The sequence below is a fragment of the Clostridium swellfunianum genome (assembly GCF_023656515.1).
GTDB classification, from domain to species: domain Bacteria; phylum Bacillota; class Clostridia; order Clostridiales; family Clostridiaceae; genus Clostridium_AT; species Clostridium_AT swellfunianum.
The window spans coordinates 1,546,898-1,567,675 of the sequence record NZ_JAMOFV010000006.1 but is presented as its reverse complement, the minus strand read 5'-3'; the positions used below and the strand labels follow the sequence as shown (position 1 = coordinate 1,567,675).

The 20,778-nt window shown below is 35.0% G+C and carries 23 protein-coding genes and 1 other annotated feature; of the genes, 13 read left to right on the top strand and 10 right to left on the bottom strand.

Going from position 1 to position 20,778, the window contains the following annotated elements:
* The first annotated feature begins 32 nt into the window (after positions 1–32).
* On the top strand, positions 33–662 hold the full coding sequence (locus NBE98_RS07120) for a non-canonical purine NTP pyrophosphatase (protein ID WP_250814169.1): 630 nt from the start codon (positions 33–35) through the stop codon (positions 660–662).
* 66 nt (positions 663–728) lie between these two features.
* Here NBE98_RS07120 and NBE98_RS07115 read toward each other — a convergent pair whose 3' ends face one another.
* The 9 genes from NBE98_RS07115 to NBE98_RS07075 form a co-directional block, all read right to left on the bottom strand.
* On the bottom strand, positions 729–1,268 hold the full coding sequence (locus NBE98_RS07115; protein WP_250814167.1) for a nitroreductase family protein: 540 nt from the start codon (positions 1,266–1,268) through the stop codon (positions 729–731).
* A 29-nt stretch (positions 1,269–1,297) separates the two neighbouring features.
* Positions 1,298–3,070, bottom strand: coding sequence for an alanine--tRNA ligase (locus NBE98_RS07110; RefSeq protein ID WP_250814164.1), 1,773 nt, complete (start codon positions 3,068–3,070; stop codon positions 1,298–1,300).
* Positions 3,071–3,128: 58 nt separating this feature from the next.
* Positions 3,129–3,385: a binding site (T-box leader), on the bottom strand.
* Positions 3,386–3,552: 167 nt separating this feature from the next.
* On the bottom strand, positions 3,553–3,987 hold the full coding sequence (locus NBE98_RS07105) for a hypothetical protein (RefSeq protein ID WP_349305899.1): 435 nt from the start codon (positions 3,985–3,987) through the stop codon (positions 3,553–3,555).
* A gap of 268 nt (positions 3,988–4,255) precedes the next feature.
* Positions 4,256–4,771, bottom strand: coding sequence for a DUF4358 domain-containing protein (locus NBE98_RS07100; protein WP_250814159.1), 516 nt, complete (start codon positions 4,769–4,771; stop codon positions 4,256–4,258).
* Between the two features lie 102 nt (positions 4,772–4,873).
* Complete coding sequence (locus tag NBE98_RS07095; RefSeq protein ID WP_250814156.1) at positions 4,874–5,722, bottom strand: hypothetical protein; 849 nt, start codon at positions 5,720–5,722, stop codon at positions 4,874–4,876.
* Positions 5,723–5,811: 89 nt separating this feature from the next.
* Complete coding sequence (locus NBE98_RS07090; RefSeq protein WP_250814153.1) at positions 5,812–6,522, bottom strand: class I SAM-dependent methyltransferase; 711 nt, start codon at positions 6,520–6,522, stop codon at positions 5,812–5,814.
* Between the two features lie 74 nt (positions 6,523–6,596).
* Positions 6,597–6,779, bottom strand: coding sequence for a hypothetical protein (locus NBE98_RS07085; RefSeq protein WP_250814150.1), 183 nt, complete (start codon positions 6,777–6,779; stop codon positions 6,597–6,599).
* A 65-nt stretch (positions 6,780–6,844) separates the two neighbouring features.
* Positions 6,845–7,033 (bottom strand): hypothetical protein, encoded by a 189-nt coding sequence (locus tag NBE98_RS07080; protein WP_250814144.1) that lies wholly within the window; start codon positions 7,031–7,033, stop codon positions 6,845–6,847.
* A gap of 35 nt (positions 7,034–7,068) precedes the next feature.
* A complete protein-coding gene (locus tag NBE98_RS07075) occupies positions 7,069–7,263 on the bottom strand; it encodes a hypothetical protein (RefSeq protein ID WP_250814140.1) in 195 nt (64 codons plus the stop codon).
* Positions 7,264–7,611: 348 nt separating this feature from the next.
* Here NBE98_RS07075 and NBE98_RS07070 point away from each other — a divergent pair, with 348 nt between their 5' ends.
* The 8 genes from NBE98_RS07070 (at position 7,612) to NBE98_RS07035 (ending at position 16,482) form a co-directional block, all read left to right on the top strand.
* The gene (locus NBE98_RS07070) at positions 7,612–8,094 is read left to right on the top strand and encodes a flavodoxin family protein (protein ID WP_250814137.1); all 483 of its coding nucleotides are present in this window, start codon (positions 7,612–7,614) and stop codon (positions 8,092–8,094) included.
* Entirely contained in the window at positions 8,091–8,732 is a 642-nt protein-coding gene (locus NBE98_RS07065) for an NAD(P)H-dependent oxidoreductase (RefSeq protein ID WP_250814134.1), read from the top strand. Before NBE98_RS07070 ends, NBE98_RS07065 begins: the two co-directional genes overlap by 4 nt.
* 44 nt (positions 8,733–8,776) lie before the next feature.
* The gene (locus tag NBE98_RS07060; protein WP_250814129.1) at positions 8,777–10,306 is read left to right on the top strand and encodes a phytoene desaturase family protein; all 1,530 of its coding nucleotides are present in this window, start codon (positions 8,777–8,779) and stop codon (positions 10,304–10,306) included.
* A 298-nt stretch (positions 10,307–10,604) separates the two neighbouring features.
* Positions 10,605–12,032, top strand: coding sequence for an ABC transporter substrate-binding protein (locus tag NBE98_RS07055; protein WP_250814123.1), 1,428 nt, complete (start codon positions 10,605–10,607; stop codon positions 12,030–12,032).
* Between the two features lie 89 nt (positions 12,033–12,121).
* The gene (locus tag NBE98_RS07050; RefSeq protein ID WP_250814121.1) at positions 12,122–13,090 is read left to right on the top strand and encodes a carbohydrate ABC transporter permease; all 969 of its coding nucleotides are present in this window, start codon (positions 12,122–12,124) and stop codon (positions 13,088–13,090) included.
* Positions 13,087–13,926 (top strand): carbohydrate ABC transporter permease, encoded by an 840-nt coding sequence (locus NBE98_RS07045; protein ID WP_250814118.1) that lies wholly within the window; start codon positions 13,087–13,089, stop codon positions 13,924–13,926. The genes NBE98_RS07050 and NBE98_RS07045 overlap by 4 nt, the downstream gene beginning before the upstream one ends.
* Before the next feature lie 106 nt (positions 13,927–14,032).
* The gene (locus tag NBE98_RS07040; RefSeq protein ID WP_250814115.1) at positions 14,033–15,049 is read left to right on the top strand and encodes a LacI family DNA-binding transcriptional regulator; all 1,017 of its coding nucleotides are present in this window, start codon (positions 14,033–14,035) and stop codon (positions 15,047–15,049) included.
* A 74-nt stretch (positions 15,050–15,123) separates the two neighbouring features.
* A complete protein-coding gene (locus tag NBE98_RS07035; protein ID WP_250814112.1) occupies positions 15,124–16,482 on the top strand; it encodes a GH1 family beta-glucosidase in 1,359 nt (452 codons plus the stop codon).
* A 133-nt stretch (positions 16,483–16,615) separates the two neighbouring features.
* Here NBE98_RS07035 and NBE98_RS07030 read toward each other — a convergent pair whose 3' ends face one another.
* A complete protein-coding gene (locus NBE98_RS07030; RefSeq protein WP_250814100.1) occupies positions 16,616–17,197 on the bottom strand; it encodes a LysM peptidoglycan-binding domain-containing protein in 582 nt (193 codons plus the stop codon).
* A 293-nt stretch (positions 17,198–17,490) separates the two neighbouring features.
* Between NBE98_RS07030 and NBE98_RS07025 the strand changes: the two genes are divergently transcribed.
* The 4 genes from NBE98_RS07025 to NBE98_RS07010 all read left to right on the top strand — a co-directional run bounded on the left by NBE98_RS07025 (position 17,491) and on the right by NBE98_RS07010 (position 20,777).
* Positions 17,491–19,197 (top strand): AMP-binding protein, encoded by a 1,707-nt coding sequence (locus tag NBE98_RS07025; RefSeq protein WP_250814097.1) that lies wholly within the window; start codon positions 17,491–17,493, stop codon positions 19,195–19,197.
* On the top strand, positions 19,190–19,417 hold the full coding sequence (locus tag NBE98_RS07020; RefSeq protein ID WP_250814095.1) for an acyl carrier protein: 228 nt from the start codon (positions 19,190–19,192) through the stop codon (positions 19,415–19,417). Before NBE98_RS07025 ends, NBE98_RS07020 begins: the two co-directional genes overlap by 8 nt.
* Before the next feature lie 56 nt (positions 19,418–19,473).
* Positions 19,474–19,962 (top strand): 4'-phosphopantetheinyl transferase family protein, encoded by a 489-nt coding sequence (locus NBE98_RS07015; protein ID WP_250814092.1) that lies wholly within the window; start codon positions 19,474–19,476, stop codon positions 19,960–19,962.
* Positions 19,963–20,072: 110 nt separating this feature from the next.
* On the top strand, positions 20,073–20,777 hold the full coding sequence (locus NBE98_RS07010) for an ABC transporter ATP-binding protein (protein ID WP_250814082.1): 705 nt from the start codon (positions 20,073–20,075) through the stop codon (positions 20,775–20,777).
* The last annotated feature ends 1 nt before the right edge of the window (position 20,778 follow it).

Here is a 20,778-nt window from a genome sequence, read left to right as displayed (position 1 = left end):
AATAACTTTGTTTTAAACTGGGGGAATAACTAATGAAATTACTATACGGAACAACCAATCAAGCAAAGCTTGAGCATATGAGGCAAATATTAGATGATTTAGGTATAGAAATAGTTGGTCTTAAGGATGTAGATTTGCAGCTGGAGGTTGATGAAAGCGGAAATAATCCTTTGGAAAATGCAAGGATAAAAGCATTAGCTTACTATAGAGCCGTTGGCATGCCTACATTCTCCTGTGATTCAGGGTTATATATTGAAGGACTAGAAGAGGATAAGCAGCCAGGCGTTCATGTAAGAAGAGTACAAAACAAATACCTAGACGATGAGGAATTTATTCAATACTATTCCAAGCTTGTGACTGAATTAGGAAAAGAGACAATAGCAAAGTTTAAGAATGCCATATGCCTAGTTATGGATGAAAAAAATATCCTCGAATATGATGGGGATGATATTTCAGATAATTTTATAATGACCTCCAAAATACATGCTAAAAGGATAGAAGGCTTTCCCATGAATTCAATTTCTTTGGATATTGAGACCGGAAGCTACTTTGTTGATGAAGACAGTAACAACAAAAACGAAGAGAAGCTCACAAAAGGCTTTAGAAAGTTTTTTAAATTGGCTATGCTTAAGAATAATGTTGAAAATAAAAGGCAATCTTGATGGATTGCCTTTGACTCGTCGTATAAGAAAATTGCATATTAACACCTTCGATTTATATGCTTAGTATTACCAACATTCATAATGTACTATATCTTCAAGTTTCTTTCTCGGACGAGCTTTAGGGGTTTCGTTGGGATAACCAATAGTTATAACTCCAATAACATATTTATCAGAAGGTATATTTAAAACTGGCCTAATATCTTCTTGTGTAAACTCAGCAACCCAACAGGCTCCTAATCCTAAATTGTTAGCTTGGAGTAACATATATCCTGCTGAAATTGAGGTATCTCTAATTATTCGTTTCACCTCATCTTGGGGACTATTATCATCCAAATATACATCTACATCCTCTTTTATTCTACAACGTACATCTGCAACGCATACAATAAAAACGGGAGCTGTTAACATCCATTTTTGATTGTGAGAAGCCTCCATTACCTTCTGTCTCATTTCTACAGATTTTACTACAATATAACGCCAAGGTTGTGTGTTGTTACCTGATGGAGCAAGTCTTCCACTTTCAAGCAGCTCAATTATTTTTTCATTTTCAACTGGCTTATCAATATACTTTCTTATGCTTCTACGTATTTCAATTTCTTTAATCATTTATTCCCTTCACTTCCTTCAATAATACTTTAGTATCCTATAATTGCTTTAATTCTTCTTACCCCGGAAGAGGAACTCTCCTCCTTTATTATTTTAAAGCTCTTTAGTTCTCCTGTATTTAAAACATGGGGACCTCCACATATTTCCTTTGAATAGCCAGGAATAGTATATACCTTTACAATTTCCCCATACTTGCTATCAAAAACTCCAACAGCCCCTTCTGCCTTAGCAGCTTCTACAGTCTGTTCTGTGCATTCCACATCAATACCTTTCTCTATTGCCTCGTTTACTATTTTTTCAACCTTCTCTAACTCTTCCTTAGTCATCTTTCTGTCAAAGGAAAAATCAAATCTTAGTCTTTCAGCATTAATATTACTTCCCTTTTGGTAAACACTAACCCCTAATACTGTTCGAAGAGCACCATTTAAGAGATGAGTAGCCGTATGCAATTTTGTAGTCTGCTCGCTGTTGTCTGCAAGGCCTCCCTTAAATTTCTCACCTGCACCTTTTCTTGACTTTTCCTGATGCTCCCTGAATTTTTGTTCAAAGACAGATATGTCGACACCTATTTTTCGTTCTGAAGCAAGCTCAACAGTAAATTCAATTGGGAATCCAAATGTATCATACAATTTGAATGCCAAATCTCCACTCAAACTGCTGCCCTCTTCTAAATTAGAAAAATACCTTTCTGCCATTTTCAAACCACTATCTAGGGTTTTAGAGAATAATGTATACTCCTTTTCAAGCTGCTCTAAAATAAAATCTTTATTGCTAACTAATTCAGAATAGATTTCACCATAATTCTCAATGACTACCTTAGCTATATTGCAAATAATATTATTATTTATTCCAAGTTTTTTAATCAAACGGATGGTACGTCTTATTAGTCTTCTTAGAATGTATCCCTGTTCAGAATTTGATGGTCCAATTGCTTTTGGATCTCCTAAAATAAAAGTTGCAGCTCTCATATGCTCGCTGATTATTCGAAAGGCCTGTCTATTTTCCTCTGTATAACTCATGCCTGTTAGACTTTCTATATTTTTCACAATAGGCTGAAACAATTCGGTTTCATATACATTTTTATACCCATTGATAACTGTTAGTACGCGTTCTAGACCCATACCAGTATCAACATTTTTCTGTGAAAGTTCAGAATATGTTCCATCCTCATTTTTATTATATTCCATGAAAACATTATTCCAAATCTCCACATACTTTCCGCATTTGCATGCTGGACCACAATTTTCGCCGCATTTTGCTTTACCCATATCATAGAAAATTTCTGTATCTGGACCGCATGGACCGGTTTTTCCGGCTGGTCCCCACCAGTTCTCGCTTCTATCATAAAAATAAATTTGCTCTTTCTTAAGTCCGTTCTGCATCCATATCTCTGCTGCCTCAGTATCTCTTGGCACTAAGGAATCGCCCTCAAAGACAGTTACAGCAAGTTTATCCACGGGTATTTTTAAATATTTAGTAAGAAATGTATAGCTCATAGTAATTGACTCTTGTTTAAAATAATCACCAAGAGACCAATTGCCCAACATCTCAAAAAATGTTAAATGTGTATCATCACCAACCTCATCGATATCACCGGTCCGAACACATTTTTGAACATTAACCAGTCGTTTTCCCTGCGGGTGTTTTTCTCCTAAAAGATATGGAACGAGTGGATGCATTCCAGCTGTAGTAAATAGTACACTTGGATCATTATCAGGTAATAAAGAGGCTGATCCTATTTCCTTATGCCCACTGTTCTCAAAAAACTCTACATACATTCTTCTTAATTCATTTGCCTTCATATTAATTCTCCTTTACAGTAATAATAAGTAAAAAAGCCCTAAGCTGAATAAACTTTCAGCTTAGGGCGAACTATTTAATCCGTGTTACCACCTAAATTCAGAGATTTCCTCTGCACTCTGCCAGTACGAGACGCTAATATGCAACCTGATACTAGTTTCCTTTTAACGGTAGAAACTCCGAAGAAGCCTACTAAGATTTCTCTTTTCGGTTCATGGCTCAGAGACTGCTTCAATATAGCTTTCGTGAAGACTCACACCTAACTCTTCTCTCTGCGACTACAGCTTACATCTACTCTCTCTCATCAAAGCCTTTGGATTTTTAGTTGTATTAAAATTACCATGGGTGGTATCTTATGTCAATATATTTTTCTGAATTATTACAAAAATATTTGAATAAAAATATCGCCCTTATAATAAACCCGATTAGCGAGTAATAAATTACAGGTGCGCCATAAAAGAAAAGTGTGAATTTCTTTTAATTTCTAAAAGTCATATTTAAAATTTTCCTTTACAAAATTAGCCATAGGGCTATCCTTATCTTTTCGTATATAATCTAAATCATAATCATAGAAATATAAATATGCTATACTCTTTTTTTCAGCAGATACTCCAATCATACCAAATGACTTTGGATATCTTGCTTCATAAGTATCACTTTTGTCTACAACTTTAAAATCATAATTGTTTATTGAAAATTCGTATTCAGGAATATAATATTTAGTTTTATCAAAATCCGAAACAACTTTATGGTCTAAAAACTTATATTTTTTTGTTAATTTTTCTTTTTCCTTTTCATATGTTTGTTCATCATAGTTAACAACAAGGTTTATTGCATCTGTCTCAAATAATATTATCGAAAAATGATTATATTTGTATGATATATCTTGATATTTAGGCAAATCCTCAATAGCAGGCATAAAGTTTTTTGCATGTGCATCAATCTTAGTTCCGTTATTAAGATACTTCTTAATGTTTGTTGTATTTGACTTACTAAAGCCAATAAAAATTAGTATTAAAACACTAATAAATATAAAAAAGTATTTTTTTTTTCATTTTTAATCATTACTCCTAAAATATATTTAATGCATATTTGTTTACAAAGTTACGCTAAACTTAATTAGCAAATCCTTTAAGAACATTATGTCCTAATTGCTAATAAATGTAGCGTTAATTTTAAGAGATTATTTAATTTCTCCTATCATACTTAGTTTTATCTAAATAGAAATCGCTAATTTTATAACCATTGCCTATTCTATCACTTATAGTTAAAATAATATAATTTCTAGTCCTTTGAATAGAGTACCCTTTCATACGTTCATATTCTTCAGTGCTTTCCAATTGGTATTTTTTCAATAATTCACTACAATAAATCTCAAAAGCCTTTTGTATGTCATCGGTACTTTGTGCCCCATTGGCTTCGATAATAGAAAACTCCCTTGCTGTGCCATCTGTGCTGACAAACACTTTTCCTTCCAAAATGTCCGATGCATTTACGCCACGATAATGCTCATGAATATTTGCAATATCAAGTTCTTTCATATCACTGCCATATATAGACGATGACAGCATAAATTGAGAAAATTTATTTATATTAATCCTTTTTCTATTATATTGATTTATGATAATACCAATACAAAGTATAATTATAAGTATGGCAATAGTGCTAAAATAAATTAATTTTTTGCGTGATAAGTTTCTCATGTCTCACTCCTCCTAATATAAATTTTCTTTGTTTAGTTATATATTACTATTATGTCTTATAAGAATATTACGGTTACACTTATAAAACATATTCATAGTAGATTACTTCACTTTTTCCTTTCCATAGGTTAACTTAAATTCTTCAAGAAATTTATATAATATTTTAGAGTCGCCGTTTACATTATTAATTAATAATTGCACTAAATAACTATTATCACCTCTATCATCAAGCAATGATGAAAAATCAAAAGCATAAATAGGCTTTTTTAATCTAAGCAAGTTGCTAAAACGTGCAATTTCAAATGCTAAATAATGCTCGCTAATATCATATTCATTATAAAAATCATTCCAGAAGCCATAATAGGGTGAATTAATTTTGTTATCAAAATCCTTTTTCAATTCTTTCTCTGAATAGCTTACCAGCAAATAAAAATATTCATCTATAAGCTGGAATAAACTGTTCATAGCCTCTCCAACTTCAGCTTCGCTATATATTTTTTCTCTCCAATAGAACTCTAAGCCAATCTCATTCTTTAGAAACTCAGCTTCATTTCTATCATTTTCTTTAATACCAGCCATATCCTCGTGAGATATACTGCTCAACCATATATCACCTTTATCATTAAGAAAAGTTAAATCCTCAGGCAAATATGGGCGCCTCCAATCATAGAGCCCCTTTACTGTTTCCATAATAATTAATTTTGTAGCTTCATTACATTTATAAAAATAAAAAACTGCATCCTGGTTATAGTAATCAATGTTAGGATAATATACTGCTTTTTCTTCGTCTATTTTGTAGGGTTTTAATCTTTTTAGAATCTCAGGTTCAGGGAAATGTATCAATATCTCCTTTTGCATAGATAGTACAAAAGTTTCACACACCTTAAAGGCATAGTCTATTAACATCATATATTCTTTATCTCTTGGTTCTTTGGTTATATTTACAGGCATTACCCTCCCCCTAATGTTTCATAATAAAATACAATTGCGGTATATATGAATACTAAGCAATAAGTGGATACTAACTACTAATATATTATTCAGACCTCACCTACGAAACTTCGAGTATAAAGAGTAATCGTAATATTATCATTTACCTTGTAATTATCAAATAGGCTTGACAGTTCATCAATATATTTTATATCTGTTAATTTATCAAATGTAGATAAGGATCTTCCAATAAAGGTATCTTTAGTATATGAGGATGTTTCTTGAAAAATCTTATATTCAAAGTTATTATTTTTGAAAAAGGGTGAAATAAATTCAAGTTTTTCTTCTTTTCCACCACTTATTCCATTGAAATTAATTTCAAAGTTTTTATTCCTATTTACTGGTCTGCTTATCCAGACCAAAATAACCTTTCCGTTTGGTCTTAATATCCTTTGACATTCCTTTTTAAATTGTTCCATGTCAAACCAATGAAAAGCAGTTCCAACTGTTATGAAATCTACACTTGAATTTTGTAAAGTCGTATTTTCTGCTGTTCCTTTTATAGACATAAAATTTGAAAAACTTGACAAGTCATTTTCCGCTACCCTTCTCATATCATCATTCGGTTCAATGGAATAGACATGGCTACCTTTTAATAATAGTTGATTGCTCAATTTCCCCGTACCTGAACCAACATCGGCAATGAATGAATTAGCAGCTATGCCAACCTTTTCGTACAGATAATCTATAAATTCTTTTGGATATTCGGTACGATATTTTGAATATTTTTCAGCATTAAATGTAAATTTTTCAATATCCATGATACTTCCCCCCAAAAAATTAATAATAAAATATTCCTATTTCGCAATAAAAGAATATGGTGAATTACTTAATTCTAATTTTTATTTCGTTTACTTTTATTATTAACTAAACGTGTCAACTGTGAAAAAAGCAAACAAAAAATCATCGGTATTACTGCGTAACCTGCATTTGCTCTACCATCTGTGTAAAAAATATATATTGCTCCACATAAGGTTAATATTCCAAAAACAACCGCCAAAACTTTTGTTATATTCATTGTTACTGCCTCCTATTCATATATACATAATTTAAGATTGATGAACAATATAAGAATATTCTTCATCAATTATTATTTTTACTCTTCATTTCTTTATATATTTTATCTAACACATAAAGTGAAGGAGTTAGAAAACCCATCATCCACATTGCAAAAACAAAACTACCATTAACGTTACTGCCGTCAATAGTCATCAATAAAGGTAATGAAACACCTATAATTCCACCAAGTATTGATTTTAATATTAGTTTCATAAATCTTCTCCCTTCAATTAATAGATGATAAATTGCTATGACAGATTATTTTTGCTTTTTATATAATCCAGAATACCTCCAACAATAGCCCCTATAGTAATTCCAAGAGATATTCCAAGTACCATATCATCAAATATTGCAGACCCTAAAAAAGACCCCATCCCTACTCCTAAACCGACAAAAATGGGTAGGTATATAACTTCTTCTTTCTTATATTTTTTATTATTCATTGTAGTAAGCGCCTCCAATACTACTTCTTTTTAATATTCAGTTGCATTTTAAGTTAATTATACCGAATATGGATAATTAAGTATATAAAACGATCTTGATTTTCAACACTACTCTTTAACAGAACCCTTAAATTAATTCTAGGTGATAAAGAAGTGGATTTGTAACCATAGCGCTTACAAATGTAATGATGAAAGCTGTAAAATATGGTAATATATTAATAGGGCAGATAGTAAACTGCAAATAGGGGCAGATGATTAATCAATTTAATAGTCGTAATTTTGAGCTGTAAGAATTAATTGTTTTTACAGCTCTTTTTGATGTCAAATTAAAATAGTAGGGGGTTAAAAATGAAAACTGTAATTATTAAAGAATGTGAGAGTATAGGTGCAGCAGATACTTTTACGCTGGACTTGACAGAAAGGAAGGTTAAAGGTTGTATTGGCTGCTGGAGCTGTTGGTGGACAACACCGGGAAGATGTGTTCATAAGGACTTGGATGAATTTTATCACGAGTATATAACAGCTGATAAGGCTGTATATTTCTCGAAGGTTTCAAAGGGCTTTATAAGCAGCAATTTAAAAAGCCTTTTTGATAGAATGCTGCCTCTTTATCTGCCCTATATTTCCTATGATACTGGGGAGTCCATGCATGTAAAGAGATACGACAAGTATCCGGACATCGAATTTTATTATGATGGAGAATTTGAAGACGAAGACAGCAGGAAGATTTTTGTAGACTACGTAAACAGGGTGTTTTATCAGTTTCATTCAAAAAATATTACTATTAAGCCTATCCAAGAATTTGTTTCAGAAGGAGGCAGCCAGATATGAAGACAATAATTTTAAACGGTTCACCTAAAGGAAACTCTAAAAACTGCAATAGCTTAATTTTTGCTGAGCAGTTTGTAAAAGATATGAAGAATCCCTGTGAAATAAGGTGTATAGCCAATAGTGACAAAAGTGAGCTTGCTAAATATATAAAAGATTTTGATACAGTTATTATGATAATGCCTCTTTATATCCATGCTATGCCGGGAATTGTCATGGAGTTTTTTGAGGCTATGGAGCCTGCTGCTGAAGGCAAGTCTATAGGATTTATTATTCAGGCTGGTTTTATGGAAACCTCCCAGGAGAGATTTGTTGTACCCTATTTGGAGAGCTTTGCAAGAAAGCTTAACTACAGCTATCTAGGTACAGTTTGCAAGGGAGAAGCAGCTGCTATATATATGATGCCAAATATGTTTAAAAAGGTACTTAAGATGGTTTCTGATTTAGGTGCTGCCTATGAGGAAAACCATGCTTTTGATAAAGAGCTGGTTAAAAAGCTTGGAAAGCCTTACGAGATAACTCAGCCTCTTCTTGGAATACTTAGGGTGGTTACTAGGTCAGGTATAAACGATGTGTTCTGGCATAGAGAGATGAAAAAGCATAATGCTTATGAGAAAAGACTGGATAGACCTTTTCTATAGTAGGGGGCCTGCAGCTGAATGATTTAATGAAGGAAGGTAATGGAATGCAATATGACTATATTATTATTGGAGCAGGAATGGGAGGGCTAAGTGCTGCAAACTTTCTTGCCAAATATAATAAGAAAGTTTTGGTGCTTGAAAAACATAATATTCCGGGTGGACTGGTAACTTCCTTTCCTAGAAAAGGTGTTCACTTTGATCTTGGCATTCACGGTTTATATGAATTGAAAGAAGGGCAGGCGATTCCTCAGTTTATGGAATTCTGGAAGGCACCTCAGGTGGAAACAGTGGCGCTTAAGGGGGATTTGAAATGCTTCATTGATGGAAAGGAATATGATTTTGAGCATGGAAAGCTGCGTGAGAGCTTTCTGAAGCAGTTTCCAGAAAATAAGGATGAAGTGAATCATATTTTTGATGTTATGGAAACCATTAATACAGAAATGTTTTCTGGAACAGAGGCTCCTGAACCTCCCTATGACATGAACCTGTTTCAGTTAATCAAGTTTGGCATGAACTCAAAGAAACGGATGCCTGCCTTTATGAAATATGGCAATAAAGATGTTAGCAAAATGCTAGACTCCTTTACAGCCGGTGAGGAACTAAAGACAGCCATTTATTCAAAAGCTCCCTATCCAATGGTATTTATGGCCTTTGCCTATCAATGGGGGGTGTACGGCAAAAATTATTATCCTATTAATGGTATGCAGGCAATTCCGGATGCAGCAGTTAAAGGACTTCATGGCCTTGGCGGAGAATTGAAGCTGAATGCCGAAGTGACTGAAATATTGGTTAAGGATAATAGAGCCTATGGAGTAAAAACAAAGGATGGCACAGAATATCATGGTCAAGTTATAAGCAATGCGTCGCCACATTTTACCTATGAATGGATTTCAGATGAAGCGGCAGCTAAGGGAAAAATGAAAAAAGCAATCTCCAAAAGAAAAATATTCGAACCCATAGCGGCTCTGTTCATGTCATTAGATGAGAATAAGTATAACCTTGGTAATTTAGAGGGAATAAGTATTCTTTCTAAAAAGGATTATAAAATGAAGACAAGTGACTATATTCCGGAAACAGCACCCATTGTTATAAATATTTATCCTAGTAGACCGGGGGATGAGTTTAGAGCCTTAGTTGCCTCGGTTCCCATCAGTTATGAATATAATAATAACTGGGAAACTGAAGCCGGTGGAAGCCGTGGTGAAAAATATAAAAAGCTTAAGAAGGAAATTGAGGAAGTTTTGTTGAATCGTATAGAAGAGCAAATGGGCAGGGAGTTTATTGATGCTATTTCCTACCATGAACTTTCTACTCCCCTGACCTACGAAAGATATACTTACAGTAAAAATGGTTCCTTTATGGGATGGTCTATAGAACAGTCAGAGTACGGTAAATATATGAAGCAAAGAACTGATATAAAGAATTTATACTTAGTGGGGCAGTGGGTATTTCCTGGTTTTGGAGTTGCAGGAGTTATGGCTAGCGGCTATTATCTTTCAAAGGAAATTCTGAAAAGCGAAGGAATAGATTTAAAAAAAGATTTTACTGAATACTTTGCCTCTGATAGGTTATAAAAATGCTCCCCATAAACATATACTATAGAGGGAAAAGGAAACCGGTTTCTGAAACTTGTGGTGATAAATTCATTTTTAATATTGAAGAATAGATTAATATAAAGCGTTTTACACCTATAACAATGTTTTTCAATAGGCTGTTAGCAAATTAAGTTGTGAAATATTATGAATATATTGAATAAATTTGCATTTATTAACCAAAAACATATTGTAATAATATAACAACCGTGGTAATATATTTATATAAACAGAAACCGGTTTCTGTAAACGTTACTAATAATTTTATGGGGTGGTATAAATGTTAAAAAGGAAAATGGCATTTGCACTTGCTTGTTTGATGTCCGTTGGCATATTAGCTGGCTGTCAAAAAACTAGTACAAGCACTGCAACAAAACCAACTGACAACACGCCAAAGACATTAAAAATTTGGTCTTTTACTGATGAAGTTAAGACATTTGCTCTTGCTTATCAGAAGGAGCATCCAGAAGTAAAAGTTGAGTATACAATGATTCCTATGACAAATGGGGAATTCCAGACAAAGCTTAAGAGTACTCTTCAATCAGGAGATGTTCCTGATGTAGTATCCTTGGAAATTTCATTTGTAAAAGAGTATGTAGAAAGCACTTTCCTGGCTGATATTTCAGATTTAAATCCATTAATAAAGGATATGAAAACATATCAATACACGCTTGATATAGGAAGCAACGACGGAAAATTAAAGGCTCTTTCATATCAGGCTACCCCTGGAGCAATGTTCTACCGCAGAAGCTTAGCTAAAAAATACTTAGGAACTGACGATCCAGTACAAGTTCAGGCTATGGTTTCAGATATGAATAAGTTTAAAGATGTAGCTAAGAAGATTAAAGATGCTTCAAATGGAGACACTTACATGGTTGCGTCAACAGGCGATTTTGCAAATCTTTATTTTGCTAACCGTCAGAAGCCATGGGTTGAAAATGATAAGCTTGTTATCGATCCTAAAGTAAATGATCTTCTTGATATGGCTAAGGAGTTCAGACAAAATGGTTATGAAGCTCAGGCTACTCAATGGCAAGAGGGCTGGTTTGCTGGAATGAACGATTCCTTAGTGGATCCTGCTACTAAAAAGTCTAAACAAGTATTCTCATACTTGCTTCCAACCTGGGGACTTCCATATGTATTGATGCAAAATGGAATTCCAAAGGATAACGCTGACAAGACTGCTAAGGTTGGTAAGGACACTACTGGTGACTGGGCATGTATTAGTGGACCAATGCCTTATTTCTGGGGCGGTACTTATGTAGGTGCAATAAAAAATGCTAAGAACCTTGATACAGCTAAGGATTTCATAAAGTTTATGACTTTAAATGAAACTACCCTTAAGAATTGGGCAACTGGTGTTTATAATAATGCTTACCTTAAGGCAATTGATAATACAATTGGAGATACACTTGGCCAAGGACCTGGCGACTTCGTATCCAGCCAAAAGGTTGTAGAATCAATAGTTTCATCCTTTGATAATTCAGATTCAAGCAAATTTATAGGCGGACAGAATTCCTATAAGGCATTCCAGGCAGCAGCACCATCAATAAATGCAAAGCTTATACAAGCTTCTGATGATGCAATTCAAAGAGCTTTAAATGACCCAATGGCAAACTATGCTTCGGGTAAAGGAACTAAAGAAGAAACAATTAAAGCGTTTAAAGAGGCTGTAAAGAATGCATTGCCTGATATAAAGGTGGATTAGCTTAACCTGAACTAATAAAATCTGCGGTTTCTTTATAGCCGCAGATTTTATTAATAACTTGTTATTTAATATGAAAGGATGTGATTGCAGTGTCAGTGAGTGATGTTAATATAAAGAGACGTAAAGGGAAATTAGAAAAAAATTATTACGGTTATTTATTTACAGCTCCATTTATAATTGGGTTTCTTGTATTCTCCTTTTATCCTCTTATATATACATTCTATTTAAGCATTACAAATACTACTTTGATGAGTGAAACCTCTAAGATTGTGGGACTAGACAACTTCAAACAATTATTTGAAGATAAATTCTTTATGCAATCATTAAAAAATACATGGAAGATTTGGCTTCTAAACTTTATACCACAGATTGGCATAGCCATGCTTCTATCAATATGGTTTACTAACAATAGGTTAAAGATGAAAGGTGTTGGTATTTTTCGTGCTATTTACTATTTGCCAAACCTTTTGATGCCTGCAACAATAGCAGTATTATTCTTTAACTTTTTCTCAATGTACGGACCTGTTAATCAGCTTTTCAGTCAAGCTATAGATTATTTTAGAAGTACTGGATGGACACAAGGAATTGTAATATTTGTGCAGTGGTGGATGTGGTTTGGCTCTACACTTATAGTATTAATGGCAGGTATGACGTCTATATCTCCTTCATACTACGAGTCTGCAACGGTAGACGGAGCAACGGCAGCTCAGATGTTCACAAAAATAACACTGCCTCTTTTAAAACCAATTCTGGTTTATACCTTAGTTACATCTCTTGTAGGCGGTATGCAAATGTTTGATATACCATATATGCTGACAGATGGGCGTGGTTCTCCAAGTGGTTCTATAATGACAATGAGCATACTTATGTATATGAAGTTCTCCAGCACCAAAGGTCATATAGGAGCTGCTGCAAGCGTGGGAGTTGTGATGTTTATAATTACATGTGTATGTGCCTTTGCAATAGTAAGGCTCCTGCGTGATAAGGATTCCACGGGTACTGGAGTATCCTCGAAAGTAAAAAGCAGAGAGCTTAAGAAGGGGGCTGCAGGAGTATGAATTACACTTTTAGAACGAGATTAATGCGTGTCTTCATCTATATATTTCTAGTGATTCTAGCGGTAATGTGTATATTGCCAATGTGGATTCTGCTGGTAAATGCAACACGAACAACGCCGGAAATACAACAGGGTATAAGCCTGGTGCCTGGTTCAAATTTTGCTGCCAATTGGAGAAACCTTACCAATAGAGGTTTTAGTATTTCAAATGGCTTTAAAAACAGTGTGACAATCTCTTTAGGTGTTACAGTTCTTACTGTATATTTCTCAATGATGTTTGCTTATGGAATTCAAGTATATAATTTCTTCTACAAAAAATTCCTGTATGGTTTGATAATTGTGCTTGTTCTTGTACCAACACAGGTTTCTATTATAGGCTTTTATAGATACATGTCTGTACTTAAGCTTACAAATAGTTATATACCTCTTATACTACCGGCTATTGCTGCGCCAGGGTCCATATTTCTTGCAGTTCAGTACATGCAATCGGTGGTTGTTAGGGACTTGATTGATGCCGCCAGAATAGATGGCTGTGGTGAGCTTGCAATATTCCATAAAATAATGCTTCCGATAGCAAAACCAGGTGCATTTACAATGGGAATATTTGCTTTCGTTGGGTCTTGGAATAACTTCTTTTTGCCATTTATTATGCTTAATAAGATTGAAAAGTACACACTGCCAATGCTTGTGCAGACCTTGAGAGGGGATACCTATAGAACAGACTATGGAAGTATATATGTAGGTCTTGCTGTATCTATTGTGCCAATAATAATTGTGTATGCTATATTCTCAAAATATATTGTAAGCGGAATCGCTATGGGAGCGGTAAAAGAATAGGTTTGGGCAGAGAGGCAGATTTTAAATACCAGTTGCTCAATTGAAATGAAATTTTGGATAGGGTATAATTACCAATAGATAAGAATAAAGAAACGAGGTAGGAGCAATGGTAACTATTTATGATATTGCTAAGTTAGCAGGTTGTTCGCCTGCAACAGTTTCCAAGGCTTTTAATAATTATAGCAGTGTAAAAGACAGCACGTATAAAAAAATAATGGAAGTATCTGAAAGTCTGAGCTATACCCCAAATACAAATGCCAGAGCTCTGACTACAAAGAAGACCTGGCTTATAGGGGTGATTTTTTCTGAGGATACAGGAGCAGGTATAACACATCCTCATTTCGGTGAAATACTGCAGAACTTCAAGATGAGGGCTGCAGAATATGGGTATGATGTACTGTTTGTAAGTAAGCATATAGGAAACAAAGAAGCTTCCTATCTTGAACACTGTAAATACAGAGGTTTAGAGGGAGTACTTTTAGCCATGGACAGAAATCATGCTGATGAAATTCAAAATGTGCTGTCTAGTGATGTAAAATGTGTTTCTGTAGAGGACATATACCCTAATACTCATACTGTAATAGCCGATTATCGTATGGGAACTATGCAGGCATTGGAATATCTCTATTTACTTGGACATAGGAAAATAGCTCATGTAGCATGTCCGCTTACTAGTGTGGCTGGACGTGAAAGATATGGTGCATACTTGGAGTTTTTAAATTCTAAGGGTATCGAATTTAATCCAAAGTATATTATAGAAACAGATGCATTTGCACCCGAGGAAGGCAGCAAGGCTGCTGTGAAGCTTCTTCAACAATGTTGGGATGACTTACCTACTGCTATATTTATGGCCTATGATGATATTGCTTTTTCTGCAATATCAACTATCCAATCACAGGGCTTCCGTGTTCCTGAGGATATATCTGTGGTTGGCTTTGATAATTTAAAAGTATCAGGCTATATGTCCCCAGCACTTACCACAGTGCATCAGGATAGGGCAACAATTGGACAAAAGGCAGCTGATAAGTTAATCCAGCTTATTGAGAATAAGCCTATGGAGGATGCTTTGGAGGTTCGTATTCCAACAAAACTTATAGTGCGAAACAGCTGTACGCGGGTATAGCATGAGGCAGGCTGCTTTCACAGACTTAGGGTTTTCCAAGTAGATAGGTTAATAATAGTGAGGGAGATTTTATTATGAGTTTTTCAAAGGATTTTATTTGGGGAGCTGCAACCTCATCCTATCAAATTGAAGGTGCAGCCTATGAAGATGGTAGAGGATTAACAGTATGGGATGATTTTTGTAACACTAAGGGAAAGGTGTTTAGTGGACAAAATGGTGATATAGCCTGTGATCACTATCACAGGTACAAAGAAGACGTTAATATAATGGAATCCATAGGTTTACAAGCCTATAGGTTTTCTATCGCATGGTCAAGAATTCTTCCAGAGGGTATAGGTGAGATAAATGAAAAAGGTTTGGACTTTTATGACAAGCTGGTGGACGAACTTTTAGAAAAAGGAATTACTCCTTATGCCACTTTATTTCACTGGGATTTGCCCTTTGCGCTTCATCGTCTTGGGGGCTGGCAGAACCCTGAGAGTCCAAAATGGTTTGCTAATTATGCCAAAATCGTTGCGCAAAGACTTGGTGACAGAGTAAAAAACTTTATCACTATTAATGAGCCTCAGTGTTTTGTGGGCCTAGGACATGTAACCGGTGAGCATGCGCCAGGCAATATTATGTCTATAAAATCAACTTTAGAGATGGCTCACAACGTTATGCTGGCACATGGTTATGCAGTGCAGGCAATACGAAGCGTGGTTAAGGATGCTAAGGTCGGATATGCCCCAACCAGCAGCGCAGCTTATCCTGCTTCTGATTCAAAAGAGGATATCGATGCAGCAAGAGAGGCTTATTTTCAGGTGCAGCCAGACCCAAATAATTACTTATGGAGCGTTACATGGTGGAGCGACCCTGTTATGCTTGGAGCTTATCCTAAAGATGGCTTGAAGCTTTATGAAAAAGATTTGCCTAAAATAGGGCAGAATGATTTGAAGATAATGTCACAGCCCTTGGACTTTTATGGGCAAAATATATACAATGGTTCCGCTGTCAGAGCAGGAAAAAATGGCTTTGAGTGGGTTGAAAGACCAATTGGCTACGACAGAACAGCAATAGGCTGGCCAGTAACGCCTGAAGCCTTATACTGGGCACCGAAATTTTTATATGAACGCTATAAAAAGCCTATTGTTATTACCGAAAATGGCATGTCAGCTCATGACGTAGTTTCAGTGGATGGAAAGGTTCATGATCCAAATAGAATAGATTTTATGTATCGTTATATTGGTGAGATGAAAAAGGCTGTTGAAGCTGGAGTTGATATTGAAGCTTATTTTGCATGGTCTTTAACAGATAACTTTGAATGGGCGAAGGGCTACTCAGAACGTTTTGGAATGGTGTATGTAGACTTTGAAACCCAGAAGAGAACTATTAAGGATTCTGGTTACTGGTATAAGGAATTGATACAGTCTAACGGAGAGATAATAAGATAGCATATTTAGTATTAGAAAGATTTAATAAAACAAAAAGACTAATTGCAAGAATGATTATAATAATGCTTTGCAATTAGTCTTTTTTATATTCCAGTATAATATAAAATGAGGTAGTGACCACAGTACGGCACTTTTACTGCTGTGCCTGGCAATTTCCACCAAGGATTATACCTTCTAAGACACCTGCACCTGATGCGCCAGTTCTTGAATTATAAGGACGTATTACTACTCTTGAGTTTGGCAAAATTGATGCAGCAGTAGGAAGGTCTATCCTGACAGACCAGGTTGGAGGGTCTTCTGGAGTAGCAAATAGCTGATTTCCAAAGCCTCCGATGGTGGGTATAAATATTTCACCTGTATAACTGTCAAAGCTGCCGAATACAGTAGGCTGCGGCAATGTTGCCATAAAGCTAACTGATTGACCACCTCTGGGGCCAAAGTTTACATAAGCTGTTCCACCTGTTCCAAAGGGTACGCGTCCTCTGGGTCGTAAGAGGGTACAACAGGGGTAAGGTATGAACCCCGGAACGCAAAGTACATCCCCTACATATAGTATGTTTAGATTTGGAATATGAGGGTTGTTTACTGCAAGTGCTTCTATTCTTACTCTGAACATTTGTGCAAGGTTAAAGAAAGTGTCTCCCGGAAGTACAGTATATCGTCCAAGAAATGCTGGGGGACAAGACTTTGGGACTCTAGGCAGCTGCCTATACATAAAGGCTACCTCCAAACAATTGATTCTTTATTACAGCTTCATGGGATAAAAGGCAATTTTATATCTTTAAAGGACTTATAATCATAATATGATATAAGGTAATAAAGTGTTATGGTATCTCGCATAATTACTTTGATAAAGTAAAAATGAAACGCTGTGGACATAGGCTCTACAGCGTTTTTTACGACTTTTTAAAATAGAGAACACAATTTATTTATTTTGGAATATAAGCTGCTATAAATAAATATAATTATTGCATGATAGAATCGCAGTAATTAAAAGGGATGTGAGTTATGGGTAAAAGGTTTTATGAAACAGAAAAATTAAGGGATATTAGAGTTTTACTAAAGCGAGGAGCCAGGCTCTATTCAGATAGAATTGCCTATAAGGAAGTAGGACCTAAGAAGCAGATTTATGAATACAAATACAGCCAACTAGAAAGTGATGTAGATGCTTTAGGTACTAAACTCCTTCAAATGGGAATGAAGGGGTATCACATAGCCGTTTTAGGTGAAAATTCTTACGCTTGGGTTGTAAGTTACCTTACTGTAGTAAACGGGGTAGGTGTAGTAATTCCTATGGACAAGGAGCTAACAGATGAAGATATTTGTAAGCTTATTGTGCAAAGTGATACAGATGCGATTATATGCTCTGATACCTTTGCTCAATCTGTGAAAAATATCCTTTCAGCATGTCCAAATGTTAAACACTGCATTGTGATGAACCCTAAAAAGGAATATCCTGAGTTTTTTAACATGAAAGACCTCACTAATGAAGGAAAAGAACTAATTGAAAAAGGAAGTAGAGAATATTTGGACGCTGATATTGATGTAGAGGCTGTCTGTGAAATAGTTTTTACTTCAGGAACAACGGGTGCGAATAAGGGAGTCATGCTTAGTCATAAGAGCATAATGGCTGTGGTGCATGGAGCATTATCTCTTATTGATGCAAGAGGAATAAGCTTTTCAGTACTTCCAATAAACCACACTTATGAATGCAGCTGTCATATCCTGGGAGGGATATATAGCGGCATAACAGTATGCTTTAATGATAGTTTGAAAAGAGTAGTAGATAATATGAAGCTTTTTAAACCAAATATGACTCTTATGGTACCGCTATTTGTAGAGTCTATGTATAAAAAAATTTGGAAGGAAGCTGAAAAGAACAATTTGGATAAGCATCTTAGATACGGAATAAAGGTTAGTAATTTAATTAGAAAGATAGGAATAGATGCAAGGCGGCTCTTTTTTAAGCCTGTTTTAAAAAGCTTTGGAGGGAATTTAAACCAGATTGTGTGCGGGGGAGCTCCTTTAAGAGAGGAGATTATCAAAGGCCTAAGTGATTTCGGTATAGAAATACTCAATGGATATGGAATTACTGAGTGCGGACCGCTGGTATCTACTAACTCCTTTATAAAGAAAAAGCCAGGTTCAGTAGGACGCATTATCCCGGATTGCCAGGTTCGAATTTATGATCCTCAGAAGAGGGGGTATGGAGAAATCCAAGTTAAAGGCGACAATGTTATGCTGGGATATTATAAAGATGAGGAGAATACAAAGTTATCTTTTACTGAGGATGGTTGGCTTAAGACCGGTGATCTAGGTTATATTGATAAGCATAATTTTCTGTATATTAATGGAAGAGAAAAAAATTTAATAATCTTGTCTAATGGTAAAAATGTTCATCCAGAGGAGATAGAGGATATAATCACTGAAAAACTAAACTATGTAAAGGAAGTAGTTGTATATGCACCTTCTTCGGTGGATGATTTTTCAGAGTGTATTAATGCAGCGGTATACATTGATGAAGAATTTCTTACTTCAAATGGTATAGCTAGCGCCAGAGACAAGCTTAACAATGATATTAGACTCCTAAATAGAAATCTTCCTGCATATAAAAGGATAGCAGATGTTTTTATAAGTGAGTCGGAATTTGAAAAAACAACTACTAAAAAAATAAAAAGAGCATTGATCTTAGAAAGGAGTCTGGAACATGCTTAACTTGATTAGAAGAACAGTTATTGAGTTTGTAGATGTAGATGAAGAAACCATTACAGAAGAAACACATTTTATAAGGGACCTTCACTTAACCTCCTATGATATTGTAAGTATTATTGGAAGGATTGAAGATGATTTAGGTGTAGAAATTCCGGATAGAGAAATACGTGATTTAGAAACTGTTGGTGACTTAATTAAATACTTAAACAACAAAATACATTGATTTATAGAGCGTTTCTTAGAAAATCATCTGATAAAACAGTTAGTAATGAGATTCACATGTTAGGAAGGAAGCTAGTAGCTCATGGACTTCTGATAGAAAAAGGAATAAAGTACAGCAGTGAGACTGTAGTTAAAAATCCATGGGGTAAACCAAGCCTTAAAAACTATCCTAATATCTATTATAATATCAGCCACAGTATGGAGCTTGCAGCCTGTATTATTTCTGACACAAATATTGTAGGTATTGATGTAGAAAAGATTCGAGAGTTTAGCTCACATGCTGCAAGAAGAGTATGCAGCAGTGAAGAACTGAATAGAGTCTATTTAAGCAATGATTCAAAGAGAGAATTCTTCCGTTATTGGACATTAAAGGAGAGCTACATCAAAGCTATAGGTAAAGGAATTTCATATCCTATGAGAAATGTTAATTTTAATATTCAAGCAAATGGAGAAATTTTGTGTAATATACCTGATTGCAGCTTTTTATTGCTGGAGGATATAGAGAACTATATTACAGCGATTTGTTATTTATATAGATTCAATTAGTAAATCGCTATTTAATGGAGTAAAATAGCCATGCTTCTACGATTTATACGAGGATTAAATAGATGACTTACTTTGATATATCTTAGAGAACGCTAGGAAGGGAGTGAAATATGGATAATTTTATTGAGTTTCGGAATGTTAAGAAAATCTATAAGATGGGTGAGGTGGAAATAGAAGCTCTTGCAGGGGTTGATTTTTCAATTAATAAGGGTGAGTTTGTTATAATTGCAGGTGCTAGCGGTGCAGGAAAAAGTACTATCTTAAACATCCTCGGTGGAATGGATAGTCTGACCTCAGGGGATATATTTGTTGATGGAGCAGTTATTAGTAAGTATAATTCAAAGGAACTAATAACATATCGTCGTCATGACGTGGGCTTTGTGTTTCAATTTTATAATTTAGTTCCTAACCTTACGGCAAAGGAAAATGTAGAATTAGCATCACAGATAAGCAAAAATCCTTTGGATATTGATCAGGTTATTGCTGACGTGGGACTTGAAGACAGAAAAATTAACTTTCCTGCACAGCTATCTGGCGGCGAGCAGCAGAGGGTGGCTATTGCTAGAGCATTAGCTAAAAACCCTAAGCTTTTATTATGTGATGAACCAACAGGAGCATTGGATTATAAAACAGGAAAGGCTATTTTGAAGCTGCTGCAGGATACGTGTAGAAACACAGGAACTACAGTAGTTATTATTACCCACAACTTGGCACTTACATCAATAGGCAACAGAGTTATAAAAGTAAAGAGCGGAAAAATTGATTCTATTACAGTGAATGAAACCCCAATGGATGTTGAAAGGGTGGAATGGTAAT